Source organism: Microcoleus sp. SVA1B4 (genome assembly GCF_036700545.1).
Classification (GTDB): Bacteria; Cyanobacteriota; Cyanobacteriia; order Cyanobacteriales; family Microcoleaceae; genus Microcoleus.
Genome location: NZ_JAUBPB010000055.1, coordinates 1 through 14,007 on the forward strand (window position 1 = coordinate 1; position 14,007 = coordinate 14,007).

Annotated in this window: 10 protein-coding genes and 2 pseudogenes; 2 read left to right on the plus strand and 10 right to left on the minus strand. The window is 43.4% G+C overall.

Annotated elements, in window-relative coordinates:
* Positions 1 to 106: 106 nt before the first annotated feature.
* The 4 genes and pseudogenes from QT987_RS21650 to acpP form a co-directional block, all read right to left on the minus strand.
* Positions 107 to 670, minus strand: a complete 564-nt coding sequence (locus QT987_RS21650) for an ISAs1 family transposase (protein ID WP_333042589.1) — start codon at positions 668 to 670, stop codon at positions 107 to 109.
* A 120-nt stretch (positions 671 to 790) separates the two neighbouring features.
* A pseudogene (locus QT987_RS21655) lies at positions 791 to 1,746 on the minus strand (IS630 family transposase).
* 151 nt (positions 1,747 to 1,897) lie between these two features.
* Positions 1,898 to 2,077, minus strand: a complete 180-nt coding sequence (locus tag QT987_RS21660; RefSeq protein ID WP_333244177.1) for a hypothetical protein — start codon at positions 2,075 to 2,077, stop codon at positions 1,898 to 1,900.
* A 180-nt stretch (positions 2,078 to 2,257) separates the two neighbouring features.
* Positions 2,258 to 2,488: an acyl carrier protein gene (acpP, locus tag QT987_RS21665; RefSeq protein ID WP_333244260.1), complete on the minus strand. Its 231-nt coding sequence runs from the start codon at positions 2,486 to 2,488 to the stop codon at positions 2,258 to 2,260.
* Positions 2,489 to 3,929: 1,441 nt separating this feature from the next.
* On the opposite strand from acpP, the gene QT987_RS21670 reads away from it, so the two are divergent.
* On the plus strand, positions 3,930 to 6,533 hold the full coding sequence (locus QT987_RS21670) for a dynamin family protein (RefSeq protein ID WP_333244180.1): 2,604 nt from the start codon (positions 3,930 to 3,932) through the stop codon (positions 6,531 to 6,533).
* A gap of 159 nt (positions 6,534 to 6,692) precedes the next feature.
* On the opposite strand, the gene QT987_RS21675 is transcribed toward QT987_RS21670, so the two are convergent.
* The 5 genes from QT987_RS21675 to ruvA form a co-directional block, all read right to left on the minus strand.
* Positions 6,693 to 7,253 carry a Uma2 family endonuclease gene (locus QT987_RS21675; RefSeq protein WP_333244183.1) on the minus strand — a complete coding sequence of 187 codons (561 nt, stop codon included), beginning with the start codon at positions 7,251 to 7,253 and terminating at the stop codon, positions 6,693 to 6,695.
* Positions 7,254 to 7,562: 309 nt separating this feature from the next.
* Complete coding sequence (gene aroF / locus QT987_RS21680; RefSeq protein WP_333244186.1) at positions 7,563 to 8,624, minus strand: 3-deoxy-7-phosphoheptulonate synthase; 1,062 nt, start codon at positions 8,622 to 8,624, stop codon at positions 7,563 to 7,565.
* Between the two features lie 265 nt (positions 8,625 to 8,889).
* Entirely contained in the window at positions 8,890 to 9,363 is a 474-nt protein-coding gene (locus QT987_RS21685) for a PAM68 family protein (protein ID WP_333058252.1), read from the minus strand.
* Positions 9,364 to 9,458: 95 nt separating this feature from the next.
* Positions 9,459 to 9,728 carry a 30S ribosomal protein S15 gene (rpsO, locus tag QT987_RS21690; RefSeq protein WP_015174482.1) on the minus strand — a complete coding sequence of 90 codons (270 nt, stop codon included), beginning with the start codon at positions 9,726 to 9,728 and terminating at the stop codon, positions 9,459 to 9,461.
* Between the two features lie 250 nt (positions 9,729 to 9,978).
* Positions 9,979 to 10,602: a Holliday junction branch migration protein RuvA gene (gene ruvA, locus QT987_RS21695; RefSeq protein WP_333244189.1), complete on the minus strand. Its 624-nt coding sequence runs from the start codon at positions 10,600 to 10,602 to the stop codon at positions 9,979 to 9,981.
* A 522-nt stretch (positions 10,603 to 11,124) separates the two neighbouring features.
* Here ruvA and QT987_RS21700 point away from each other — a divergent pair.
* Positions 11,125 to 12,088: pseudogene (locus QT987_RS21700) on the plus strand (IS630 family transposase).
* A 132-nt stretch (positions 12,089 to 12,220) separates the two neighbouring features.
* On the opposite strand, the gene QT987_RS21705 reads toward QT987_RS21700, so the two are convergent.
* Positions 12,221 to 13,516: a ribonuclease D gene (locus QT987_RS21705; protein ID WP_333244193.1), complete on the minus strand. Its 1,296-nt coding sequence runs from the start codon at positions 13,514 to 13,516 to the stop codon at positions 12,221 to 12,223.
* Positions 13,517 to 14,007: the final 491 nt, after the last annotated feature.

Genomic DNA, 14,007 nt, shown 5'->3' on the forward strand with positions numbered 1-14,007 from the left:
TTAAAAGTTTTTTTTAGTTATTTAGTAATGCACAAATTTAGGTGTTTGTCAAATTAATTTAGATGCGTTTACCCTGCACCGAGATAGTCATTCCCAGACTCAATAATTAGCTCACAAGTTTTTTTTGAGTATTCAAGGCATCGAAGGCAAAAACGACTCCCCGTTGGGCCAAGGCTTCCAAAACGGGTGGAATCGCTTTGATTTCATTGGTTTTACAATCCACTTGTTGGGGAGTTAAAATCAGTCCTCGTTCGACCAAGTAGACCGTCACCAATTGAATCGCTGGATGGGATGGGGTCCGATTATCACCCGTTTCAATATTGTAAGAGCCACGGAGGACTTTTCCATCTAAGGCCATGGTTTCACCTCTTTTCGGTTCAATTTTGCAGAAAGAAGCGACGCAAGCGCCATAGGATTGATAATCCAAGTCCAGTAACGTCCGACGAAGCGTACTGTAGGAAGGAATCCCATGCTTCGGGAACCCAAACAGCGCAATCAGAGGTTCGCGGTAAGCCTTTAACCAATCCCCGATGGCTAGAAAACCACCACATCCTGCGCTAATCGCCAGGGTAAATAACGCTAAACAGACCGCATACTCATGACGACAGCCCGCTCCACGCCGTGGGTCGGGTAATTCCGAAAATGCTTCTACAATTGCTAGCGAACTCATAAATCATAAGTTAGGGTGAATCCGACTTCTAAACTCTAAACCTAAACCATGCCTACTGTCTAGAACGAAATAGCCCTGATTTCTTTGATTTCTAACCCAAAAAATGAAGTAGAGCCTTTCTCAGAAAGATGAGGTACAATAACAGCAGTGTGTAAACCAGTTAAAAATATTTGACGATGTAACCTGACCGAACGCAAACTCTATGGCTTTTGCTAATTCTTGATAATTAGTAGTCTTGATAGAACGGAGAATGATTTTAAGTTTTGACCACAGATTTTCAATTGGTGAAAAATCTGGTGAATAAGGTGATAAGTATATTAATCTTGCCCCTTTTTTTTCGATAGCTTTTTTCACTTCTTCTCCCAAGTGAATGGGACAATTGTCCATCACGACACAAGCACCTTTCCATAGTTTGGGTACAAGTTTTCTGATGATAAAAGCTTCAAATGTAATTGCATCAGTTGAGCCTATTAAATTAACCGATGTCAAAATTTCCTTAACTGACATTGCTCCAATTATTGAGACATTTTTGCCACGTTTAGTTGGTTTTGGCACCCGGGCTCTTTCACCTTTTAGAGATCGAGCATATAACCTAACCATTGCTAAATTAACTCCCGATTCGTCAAGGAATATTAAGTCTTTCAAACCTTACTCTTTAATTGTTTTCCAGAACTCACATCGCAGGAGTTGAACTCGCTCCGTGCCTTTGCCTGAAGGGAAGAGAGTTTTTTTTTGACAGTAATATTTAAGAGTTTTATCATTCTTCCTATTGTTGCTCTACTAACGGAAAATCCAATTTTCCCATAAAGTTTGGGACGGAGTTCTTCAAGAGTTGCATCATTATTTGCTTCAATCAATTCCGCCAAGATGAGTAGGTGATCCGCATTAAGTTTGCCTTTGACTCCACATCGGTCAGTTCTCGGAGTAATGTTTTTTGTTTCACGATATTGTTTAAGCAATTTTTGTACGAAACTCAGGGCTACAGAAAAACGCTTAGCTATTGCTTTTTGTGAAATCGGTTCAGTATGATAAGTATCAAGGATTTTTTGCCTAAAATCAATCGAATAAGCTTTCATTTTTAACAATGTATGAAGAGGAGTACAAATTTACTTTTTGTGAGTCAAGCAGCTCGTGCTGTCAAAAAAATGCTATTATGTATGCTATCGCTTTCGCGTGGCTTGTGCGTAACCATGTAATTATAGTTCGTTTGCTCTGATATTCTCTGCTTTATCCTCCTGAGTGAGTGTCAGTAACATTATACCTCATCTTTCCGAGAAAGGCTATAAAATTTCGTTGTAAGGTGTCCCCAACAATTTTAAGAGTTCCTGTACCGCTGGTTCGGACGGGAACTGCACCGACTAATTGACCGGGAATCCCGCTGATTTGGGTAACTGATTTAGACTTCATTTTTTTTGATGTTTGTTGTAATAATAATGACATTGGTCGTACAATTTTTGGTAGAAACACGGGCTTTGGTTGTGTCCTTACACCGATCGCTCTGGTGAGTTGGTATTACATGAAAGCTTGAAGTCTTTCTAGTGCTTTCTTCTGTTTAAGGAATTTGAACTTGGTTACTGTCTTTGCTTTTTAAACAGCAACTTTTTTGTAAATGTAATCAACAGCCTGTTGAACTGTTTCTATGTTCTCCGCAGCTTCATCGGGAATTTCAATGTCGAATTCCTCCTCGATGGCCATGATTAGCTCTACTGCATCGAGAGAATCTGCTCCTAAATCACTGGCAAAATTAGCGTTGATGGTGACTTGACTTGCATCAACTTCTAGTTGCTTGGCAACAACGGCTTTGACTTTTTCATAAATTTGCTGCTTAACCTTATCGCTTGGGAAAGATTCTGCAACAACGGTAGCAGTAGCAGTATTATTCGTAGTTTCATCAGAATCTAATTCTAATTCCTCTTCGGATTCATCCCGGACTTTGAAGTACCAAAATAGATTAGCCACAGCCAAATCAGAGGCTTTTTCCAAATTCGACGATACTAAACTTTTATGACCCCCTAGTTCCCCTTGTTCAATGATATAATCTTCATACTCTTCACGTCGCTCCTGATCGAGCATCCATTCCAGTTGAGTGCGAAGCGCGTAAAAATGAGACTTCGGCTTCAAATTTTCATAAAATAACTGTTCCTCTGGGATTGCTAAAGCTGTTGCGGCTGAGTTTTTCTCCACCTTAACAGCAGAGTCAGATTTACTAAAATCAGCACTTTGCAACTGTTTTAATTCACTTGGCGGTAAAGCTTTCATCCATTCAATCTGATTTTGCCAACTCTCTAATAAAACTAAATCGCGATCGTGAATGCACGTAATTTCAGGAAAAAGAAAGTCAAGCTCTTCGTCTGAGTCACAACAGTGTATAATACCGAGGCTATCTTGACGGATTTGTTGTTGAAGTTGAGAAATACGATCGCCCGCTGCACCAAATTCATTTTGCACCTGATACGTGCCGATAATACTTTGCTCGATCGCCCAACTGCACTCTAACCGCCGCAACTGTCCCGCCGCACAAGTTTCTTCTAATAAATGCGGATTTCTGTAGTCTGCTAAAGCTTCAAACAACATCCCCCGCGCTGCGTCAATTTCAGCATTGCGACGGTTAATGTCTTGAATTTGCAAAGCCGATCGCATTCGTTGAATTGCTTGATTAAATAACCCGTAAGCCCGCACTAAGACTAGGCGATGGTTCTCAAATTTTATATCTGCAACCACTTCGGAAATTAATTGCTTAATTTCGGCGCCTTGGCCTTTCAAAAGTTGTTCTAAATTGATGAAACCATTTTCTACTTTAACTTCCAGCCTTTCTACTGCTTTTTTTAGTTTCAAAGTCTGGTGCAAATTCACCGCCGACAAGGCTACCCCAGCCGCAACTCCCACACCAATGACGGCTGTTGTCGCTTGCAGCACGCCCAAACTGGTTTGGACGGCTTGAAAGCCCATGTGGTTTTGGTACATCTGCAAGCCTCCCATTGCAAGCTGCACGGGAGACACTAACGGCGATAGGGGGCTGTTGTTGACCACCGCGCCAACCGCATGAGCCACAAACTGTCCCGTCGCTGCATCCCTCGCCATGCCGATCGGCACTCCAGCCGATGTAAACACTTGTACGTACTTGCCAGCCTCGATCGCAGCCTGTACCGCCGGGGGAAATACAAAGTTCATCATCAATTTCTACCGTGTTACCAATCCACAGAATAACTAATATATTATGCTAGTTTAAATAAAAAAAAATTATCAATAGGCCCTGCAAATGCACACTTCGCTAATTAGTCCTCAAACAGTTGAGCTTGTTTCGCGGCTGACCGGGCAAAACCTCCGAAAAGAGGATATTACTCCGCCTGTGCTTTTCCTGGCGGGATTGGTGACGGTATTGCTGGGAGTCATTCATGCCGACGGTACGGTAAGTGCTGAGGAAACACAGCGATTGCGGACAATTTTTACGGAACTTATTCCCGCTAACAACAGTTTGCGCCAATTCGTAATGCCGATGGTTAAGAGCGTGCGGGAACAGCAAGTTTACAAGAAATTGACGGCGTTGCTGGCGCTCACATCGTGCTTTTCCGAAGAGGAAAAACTGCTGTTGATTAGTTTTGGGTATCAAATGTCGGCGGCAGATGGGACAATAGATGAACGAGAAAAACAGTATTTGACCATCATTGCCGATCGACTCGGAGTTAATGCGCGATTTTTGAGTGTTTTGGAAGCGAGTTTTAGCAGTCAAGCCATCAGCGATACAGCAGCTTTAGCAGAAGTCCACTCGTTACTAGATCCAGCGCAATTTCAATCTCTCGATTCTATGTTTGTCCGTGCTGCCAGTCACATTATCGAACATTTACCAGCCAAACCGAAACACAAAACAAATCAAAAGCAATCAGTTTCATCCTATCAGGAGTTGAAAAAATTTCAGGAGTATCGGCAACAACTGAATGCTCTTTGTGAAAAACTAGGCTTAACTCTGCAAAATGGAATCGATCGCAACGTGCTATCTCCTACTTTAGCACAAGAAGTAACGAAAGTATCTCAGAGATTGCAATCTCCATGTTTTCGCGTTGCTGTTGTCGGCGAATTTAGTAAAGGTAAATCAACCTTACTAAATGCTTTACTTGGTGAGGAAATCCAACCAGTGCGCGATATTCCCTGTAGCGGTAATGTGACTATTTTGAAATATGGTTCGCAGCGCCGGGTTATTTGTCGCTACCACAATGGACGGGAGGAAGAAATTTCACCTGCACAATATCAAGAGAAAGCTTCGATTTCGGAACAAGCGGCTTATGGTTCCTATGCCGATGAAATTGCCAAGTCGGAAATTGCCGAAATCGTTTTTGAACATCCCGAATTAGAGTTGTGCCGCAATGGGGTAGAAATTATTGATTCTCCTGGATTGAACGAACAAGCCGAACGCACATTAATCACCCAACAGGTTCTCAAAACAACTGATGCGGTTATTTTCTTAACTCATGCTCAAAATGCTTTAACCGAGAAAGAGCGAGAACTGCTTTTGTACTTAAAAAAAGAACTAAATTATGGTAATAAGGAAGGCGCGAGTAATATTTTTATGGTAGTTAATTTTTTCGATTTGCTGCGGCGGGAAGAGAGTCGCCAGCAGGTACGAAAAAGGGTGGAAACAATTGTTACAAGTCAAAATTTGATTGCTGGTGAAAATCGGATTCATTTTATTTCTGCTCAATCTGCATTGGAAGCGATTTTAGCAGGCCATGAAAATGATGATTATCTAAAATCTTTTCAGGGTTTTACTGATTCGGTTGAGAAGTTTCTGACAGTTGAACGCGGGGCGATCGCACTTCAGCAATCAGCCGCCGGAATTAAGCAAATTATTAATACTGGCTGCAATGAATTGACTCAATATAGGGAAATCTTAGAAGGAAAATTGACAGTTTCTCAAGGAGATAAGGCGAAGATTTTTGAACAAATGGCGGAAGTAAGCGGCCGCGATGTGAAAATCAAACTTTTAGCTAATGAACTGAGGGAGGAATCTGTAGAAGAAGCTATTGAATCTTGGAATGAATGGGTGGAAGGATTGGGAGAACGCCTGATGGCAAAAAGTCATCGCTGGACTTCCGAACACGGACACATCATGAGTCAAGACAAGTTGACTAAAGATTATGCAGATCAATTTGTACGAGACATCACCGAAGAAATTGATGACTGGGGCAATCAAAAAGTACAGTCTATTTTAAAACAAAATATGGGAGTGCTAGACAGCCAAATCGGTGAAGATATTGATGCAATACGGCAAGAATTTCAACAGTTTGACCAGCAACTCAGCACTAGCCTTGTCGCTCAATTCAATAACTTAGCAACAGCAGGTAGCTTAGGCGGATTTGGCGCAAGTGGAAGGGGAATTGCTTCCTCAATTAACCCAAATATCGGTAGTGATGAAAGCTTAGGCGTTGGTTTGGGTCTCGGTGCATTAGTAGGTGCTGGGTTGCTATTTTTTACAGGACTTGGTTTTATAGGAGTTATTTTGGGTGGCTTAGCTGCTGGCGCTGGTGGCGGTTTTGGCTTTAGTTTTTTAGATGGCGATGCTGTTAAAGATCAGATTAAGCAAAAAGTTTGCGAGTTAGGCGTTGAGAAATTTGACGAATCTGCCCAGTCTATTTTTGAGAAGGTACAAGAAAGAATTATTACAGTATTTGACGATCGCGCTGATGCGAATAGCGGTGCGATGTCAAAAGCGATCTCGCTGTGGGAAAATTTATTAGAACAGCAGGAAAAGCGCGATCGAGAGCAAGCAGATTGCGAGGCAGAAAAGGTTTGGCTGGCTGACAAACGTCGAGAACTCGAACAAGTACAAAATCAAATTCAAACAATCTTAAATCAAAGTGTTCGCTAATTCAATGAGTAACAGGTAAGCGCAAAAAAACCATACTACCTTGTAAATACTATGGTTTTGTCGCAGTGCTTGACAGTCAATAGTCCCACCGCCGCGAGTTGAAGTTTTCCCGTTGTCACGCACCCTACGACTGATATCTTGCACAGAGTACGATCGCCCTCAATCAATCAATTCCGCTTCCTGAAAAATCTGTCTAGTCGTCAACTCCAAACCAGGCAGCAACTCATCCACAATCGGTGTATTATCCGTATAAACTTGACTAGAACCATCGGTCAAAAAACTTCTAATTAAAATAGCCTCTGGATCGATTACCCAAACTCGCGGAACACCCGCAGCCAAATAATCTTTCGCCTTCTCTTCAAATTCCTTCATACTTTGATCGGGCGATATAATCTCAATCACCAGTTCAGGAATTGCGGGACAAGCTTCATTTCGCCGCCAACTTTTCGGCAGACGTTCATAAGAAATGTACGTTAAATCGGGAACAGGTGCCCAATCTTTATCCTGACGTTTTAACAAAATTGCCCATTCTGGAAGCACTCGCCCGCGTCCTTTACACCATACACGAATCAGGTCACACAAAGCTCCCTGTAAACTGGAATGAAAAAATTTTGGAGACACTTTAGGAACTGCTTCACCATCTACAAACTCACAATATACATCTCCGTCGGGCAAAGCTAGAAATTCTGCTAAAGTGAGTTTGGTTCCGATGCCTACCATGACTCCCAGCCCTCTCGCTAATTAATTCAAATATCAATTATACAAAATTTCCCAACTTTCCTAGAAGTACGATCGCCCTTGGGCCTCTATTCCAAAAACCGAATAACAAAATCCCCGACTTCTTTAACAAGTCGGGGATTTAACCCAATACGGTTCCGTTAAAACTATTTATTCCTCGGAGATCCCCCTAAATCCCCCTTAAGAAGGGGAGTAGGGGTTGACTTTGAGAACATTCTTGTCCCCCCCTTTTTAAGGGGGGTTAGGGGGGATCTGGGTTAACCCAAGCGTATTGACTGATTACCGCGATTTTTATGCCAAAACTGGCACCGGCTGTGGCCAACGTCCCATGACTTTACCAATCACCGCCAATTCTTCCATCAACTTGTCGAACTGATCCGGTGTTAAAGATTGCGGCCCGTCAGACAAAGCTTTTTTGGGATTCGGGTGCACTTCAATCATCAGCGAATCAGTACCAGAGGCGATCGAAGCAAACGCCATCGAAGGTACAAACTGCGCCCAACCGGTGCCGTGACTGGGGTCAACCATCACCGGTAAGTGAGTCAGAGTCCGCAATACTGGTACTGCCGACAAATCGAGGGTATTGCGTGTATATTGCCTGTCATACCCGCGAATTCCGCGCTCGCACAAAATCACGTTCGGATTGCCAGAAGCCATGATATACTCAGCAGCCATCAACCATTCTTCAATGGTTGCGGAAATGCCGCGCTTCAGCAAAACAGGTTTGTCTTGAGCTCCGACTTTCTTCAACAGTGAGAAATTCTGCATATTTCTCGCCCCGACTTGGATCACGTCCGCTACTTCTGCGATCGCACTTAAATCCGCCGCATCCATAACTTCTGTGATAATTCCCAAACCGCTAGCTTCCCGGGCCGCAGCTAGCAATCCCAAAGCACTCTCGCCGTGGCCTTGGAAAGCATAGGGAGAAGTTCTCGGTTTGTACGCGCCACCACGGAGAAAATGAGCTCCAGCAGCTTTGACGCGCATTGCCGTTTCCACAATCATTTCTTCGTTTTCGACCGAGCAAGGGCCTGCTACGATCGCGATCGGGTGATGCAAGCCGATCATCACAGTTCCTAAAGGAGTAGCAACTTCTACTGTGCTGGCTTCTCCTTGGCGGTACTCCAGAGAAGCGCGTTTGTAGGGTTTTTCCACGCGCAGCACTTCTTCAATCCAGGTGCTCATTTCGCGCAGTTGCATCGGTTCTAGTTCAACGGTGTCGCCCACCAAACCCATGACGGTTTTGTAACGGCCGACGATTTTTTCTGGTATCAAACCCCAGTTAGTGCGGAGCTCTTCGTCGATGCGATCGATCTCGGCTTCTGGAGTGCCGGCTTTCATTACTATAATCATATTTTTTTTGCCTTTTTAGTTGGGCTAGACACGAATTATGACACGGATGGAATGCGAAAAATCCCGTTTTTACCTAAGCCTCGATCCCCCTAAATCCCCCTTAAGAAGGGGGACTTTGAGCAAGTTCTTGTCCCCCCCTTCTTAAGGGGGGCTAGGGGGGATCTGGGGCTAATCGTCAAACAGAAGTCTCTGACTGGGTTTAACCTTAAGTTGACACCGATGACTACTGACTAATGACTAATGACTAATGACTAATAACTAATGACTAACTTTTTGGCTTCGCGGCGCGCCACGCTTCTCGCATCCGTCCAAAATTGGTATTAAATTCTTCCCACCCCAGAGTGCTTCCTGAAACTTCTTCATCCCAGGAAGCTGAGAGGACTCCGTAGCTTAATCCCAGAACGCCTAGACCAAAACAGCCCATGCTTACCAGCAATACTGCTGTGTTGGGCAAATCAAACAAGCCTTTGCTGACTATCAAATAGCTGACAAAAAATGTGGAAATTCCCAGGATTGTCGGTATGCCGCAGAATACCGCTATGCGAGATATCATGCGTTGGCTGACTACTTCTGGGATGGATTGCGCCTGTTTTCCGGTTTTGTTAGCTTTCGGCTGCTTGTCGGCAGAATCCGACTCTAAGGCTATGCTTGCTTGGGGTTCTGGGGGCTTTTTAGGCGTTTTTTTACGATTTGTTGCCGGTTCAAAGGGCAAGCGCTTGCGGGGTGGTTCGGAGGACATATTTTATCTCTGACCTGAAATCTCGAACATTTTTCAATAAGTCTTGGTGTTTGTCCAAGATTAAAGAATATTGTCGCAAATTTTGGCTTTGGTGTTTAGCCGCGAATGCCTAGACGGGCAATCAATGCTTTGTAGCGATCGGCATTTTGCTTTTGGATGTATGCCAGCAGGCGCTTGCGGCGGCTGATCATCATCATCAAACCGCGCCGGGAGGCGAAGTCTTTTTGGTTGATTTTCAGGTGGGCGCTGAGTTTTGTGATGCGATCGGTCAGCATGGCGACTTGGACATCTGCTGAACCGGTATCGGTTTCATGGGTTTGGAAGTCGCCCATGATTTCTTGTTTGCGCTGTTGTGTAAGAGCCATGAATTGATTTTAGTTTTTTTTGTACGATTGTCACGATCTCCAATGTTATCACAGGGGAAGCATAACAACGATAAAATTTTTGCTACGGATGGGTTTGTTTTTTGAGCAGAATAGACTTGAATTGCAAACATACTTAGGACGGGCGGGACGCCCATCCCACAGGAAAAAAAATTGTGGGATGGGCGTCCCGCCCGTCCAGGGTTTTTATTCCCGGCGGCTAGATATTGTAGGGGATTATCATTGTAGGCAATTATCGGCTCAAATAGGCGATCGCCTCACGTATCCAATCATCCGCATCACCTTTGGCGGACAAAGTGCTGTCTTGACTGAGGGTTTGCAGCGCTTGCAAGACTTCAGCCCCAGTGTATCCCATCGCCAGCAGGATCATCTCGACTTCTTCTTGAATAGCTGGGGGGACTCCGGCCGCGACTGAAGTTGTCAAACCTGCTTGCTGGCGCCATTCCGAGAGTTTGCTTTTGAGTTCCAGGGCGAGACGTTCTGCGGTTTTTGTACCCACGCCCGGAGTTTTGGCGAGGATGCGGGTGTTACCGCCGACGATCGCCTGGACTAAATCTTGCAATCCTAAAGTATCCAGAAGTGCGATCGCCAGTTGAGCACCCACACCGCTGACACTCGTCAACTGCCGAAACAAATCGCGTTCTGCCGCGCTGCCAAAACCGTACAATACGATTTGGTCTTCCTTAACTTGCTGGTGGGTAAAAATTTGGGCGACTTCGCCGGATGCTGGCAATTGACCGGTCACACGGGGCAAAATTTGGATTTCATAGCCGATGTGATTGACTTCCAGAGTCAATATGACGCGGTTGCTGCCTTTGGCGATATCGGCGACTATGCCTTTGAGATAGCTAATCATAGAGTTTATAATACACCGCTATTCGTTTTCGTCAAACTCGGCGATGATGCTGCAGATTTCGTTGAGGCTGATATCTGTTCGATTCCCTTCGGGATAGCTTCACTTAACGGATTTTGAGTAAATGGTTCAGGACTTACGCATAAACACCATATATAGCGTTTATGAGGATCCTGAACTACAAGCCGCTAAAGGGTGATTGCCCTGCCTGCTATAGCAATCCTCGCATCATTTGCATAATTATTGTAGGGGCAATCCCACGCCCGGTTGCCCGATAGATAGGGTGTAGGCACTCTTAGCACTACCCCTACAAATTTATAGCCTTTCGAGCGAAAGATGAGGTATCATGTTACTGACACTCACTCGTGAGGGTCAAACAGAGAAGATCAGCTCAAATGAACTCTAATTACATGGTTCAGTAAAGCCACGCGAAAGCCATACCACACATAATAGCATTTTTTTTACACCACGATCTGCTTGACTCACAACACGTTTACTTGTACCAAACATCATACATTGTTAAAAATCAAAGCTTATTCGATTGATTTTCGGCAAAAAATCCTTGATACTTATCATGCTGAACCCATTTCACAAAAAGCAATAGCTAAGCGTTTTTCTGGAGCCTCGGAGTTTTGTACAAAAATTGCTTAAACAATATCGTGAAACAAAAAACATTACTCCGAGAACTGACCGATGTGGAGTCAAACAAAGGCAAACTGAATGCGGAGCAACTACTCATCGAGTGCCCAATTGGTTGAAGCAAATAATGATGCAACTGTTGAAGAACTCCGTTATTTACTTTATGGAAAAATGGGATTTTCCGTTAGTAGAGCAACAATAGGAAGAATGATAAAACTCTTAAACATTACTGTCAAAAAAAAACTCTCTTCCCTTCAGGTAAAGGCACGGAGCGAGTTCAAATCCTGCGATGTGAGTTCTGGAAAACCATTAAAAAGTAAGGTTTGAAAGACTTAATATTCATTGACGAATCGGGAGTTAATTTGGCAATGGTTAGGTTATATGCTAGGTATGCAAAAAGGTGAAAGAACCCAGGGACTAAAACCAACTAAACGTGGCAAAAATCTCTCAATAATTGGAGCAATGTCAGTCAATGAAATTTTGACATCGGTTAATCTAATAGGCGGAACTGATGCAATTACATTTGAAGCTTTTATTATCAGAAAAATCGTACCAAAACTCTGGAAAGGTGCTTGTGTGGTGATGGATAATTGTCCTATTCACCTGGGAGAAGAAGTCAAAAAAGCGATTGAAAAGAAAGGCGCAAAATTAATATACTTATCACCTTATTCACCAGATTTTTCACCAATTGAGAATCTGTGGTCAAAACTTAAAATCATTCTCCGTTCTATCAAGACTACTAATTATCAAGAGTTAGGAAAAGCACTCTTAGTTTGCGTTCGGACAAGTTACATCGTCAAATATTTTTAACTGGTTTACACACTGCTGTTATTGTACCTCATCTTTATGAGAAAGGCTATATTTACAAAATCGGGATGCTCCCGGCTGCAACCCTTATTGGGTCTTGTTCTTAGACCTCTTTCTCACCCTCCCAGACCCCAGAGAACACATAAAAATGAGAAGAAACATGATATTTTAGTAGTTAAAAAGGGATTTCATCATCATCTTCCTCTTCCATAGTCTTAGCCGTCATCCGCCAACTCGTAAGATACTCAATTTGCACATCAATTTTGTTAATAGCTTCCCCTAACCGCTTTTGAATGTATTGAGTCAGCGTCACCATAAAATCTAACTCAACTCCCACAGATAGCGCAAGTTTTGCCAATCTAGCAAAATCTACCTTCAAAATTGAGGAACTGGATAACTTAAAATGGGGAGTATTTTCCTTACTTTGCACCAACATTGCTTTTTTAATTCGCTCTTTCAAATGCTCAACTTCTGAATCCAGTAACTTCCATTCAGGCAAAATTTTTTGATACCTTTCCCCCAATACTGTTAAATCCTCACTCTCCGGTTCCGGCGCAATTTTCTTAGTGGATTTCCGCCGTTGCTGTACATTAGAATTTAACCGCCAACTAGCAATATCCTCAACTTCCAAAGATGGATCAGCGATGAGGTTGCCTAACTGTTTTTGAATTTCTTTCGTCAGCGTCACCGGAAAATTTAACTCAATTCCCTCATTTTCCATCAGTCTGGCCAGCGTCATAAAATCAACTTTCATCGTTATCGAACTGGAAAGCTCAAAATAAGAACTGTCTTTGAGCTTTTGGGCCAGCATCCCTGCTTTAATGCGTTCTTTCACTTCAGCAATTTCTGAATCTAGCGGCTTCCACCGAGATTCTATTTCCTGATATTTTTCACCCAATGCTGTCAAGTTTTCCGTTGCTGGTTCGGGGTAGCATTGGGCAAGAATTTCTAGCAGGTGGCGATGCACTCCAGCTAAATAAACCGCGTCCATCTTGGCATATTCTAGCTGATTCTGGGTCAGGGGACGCTTTGCCCAATCGCCGCTTTGTTCTGTTTTATCTACATAAGCAATGCCGCAAAGTGTTTCTATTAAAGTTTTGAGTTTTCGGTTGGGTAATGGCAGGATGTAAGTGGGAATGTTTGTCGCCATTTTGAATGTGCAAGTGACATTTTGAGCGTCGTCATTGCCGAGAAATCTGATGTCATAGCTGGCGTTGTGCAAGACTTTTTCAATATGTGGATTGACCATGATTTGGTTGATGAAATCTTTGGTCAATTCTGGTTTATCCAAGACATCTAGTAGAAAAGTGGCATCTCCCGTGGAATCTGTGGAGTCAGCTAACACCTGAATCAGAGATAATCTGGGGTTGGATTTATAGTCTGCTATTTCTGTATCCACCCACAGGATTTTAGCTTGGGAAAATTTAGCGATGAGTGCTTTGATATCGTTTGCTGCTGTTAAATAAGGCATTTTTAGAGACTTTTGCTATTAACTTTTTGATTCTATTATGCTATAGCAATTATCGGCTCGATTGTCAACAATTTAAACACCGGACATCGCATTGCCGTGTCCTGGATACACGCCAACCTCAGAAACCCGGTTGCCCCGGTTTCTTCCTATATTTCTCGTTCTAGCGTGCGTTTCGTTCTGAAGAAACCCAGAAATGGGGGGAATTCAGGCTCTAACAAGGTAATCCAATATGGATTGAGTTCGCACTTTAATCCCTTGTTAGATGACAACTTGTTCGTCTTGTGGGTGAGAACACTGTTCAAGTCCCATCCCGCTGGTGCTGCGGTGAAAGCATCACCCCTACGGTAGCGATTAGCCATCAATTCGTAAAGCGGGGTGAAAAGGCGGTAACTGGAAAACCTATTCTAGAATCCCGTCGAGCAAGAGTTTATGGGTAGCGAAAGTAAAGGTACATCCGAACCATCGTGAGCGATAACCAGCGAAACAGGTTG

Bases quoted from the DNA above. Each gene is read 5' to 3' on its own strand.
- QT987_RS21685 (WP_333058252.1), bottom strand. From the start codon at position 9,363: ATGTCCTCCGAACCACCCCGCAAGCGCTTGCCCTTTGAACCGGCAACA.
- QT987_RS21660 (WP_333244177.1), bottom strand. From the start codon at position 2,077: ATGAAGTCTAAATCAGTTACCCAAATCAGCGGGATTCCCGGTCAATTA.
- QT987_RS21650 (WP_333042589.1), bottom strand. From the start codon at position 670: ATGAGTTCGCTAGCAATTGTAGAAGCATTTTCGGAATTACCCGACCCA.
- rpsO (WP_015174482.1), bottom strand. From the start codon at position 9,728: ATGGCTCTTACACAACAGCGCAAACAAGAAATCATGGGCGACTTCCAA.
- aroF (WP_333244186.1), bottom strand. From the start codon at position 8,624: ATGATTATAGTAATGAAAGCCGGCACTCCAGAAGCCGAGATCGATCGC.
- QT987_RS21670 (WP_333244180.1), top strand. From the start codon at position 3,930: ATGCACACTTCGCTAATTAGTCCTCAAACAGTTGAGCTTGTTTCGCGG.
- ruvA (WP_333244189.1), bottom strand. From the start codon at position 10,602: ATGATTAGCTATCTCAAAGGCATAGTCGCCGATATCGCCAAAGGCAGC.
- QT987_RS21705 (WP_333244193.1), bottom strand. From the start codon at position 13,516: ATGCCTTATTTAACAGCAGCAAACGATATCAAAGCACTCATCGCTAAA.
- QT987_RS21675 (WP_333244183.1), bottom strand. From the start codon at position 7,253: ATGGTAGGCATCGGAACCAAACTCACTTTAGCAGAATTTCTAGCTTTG.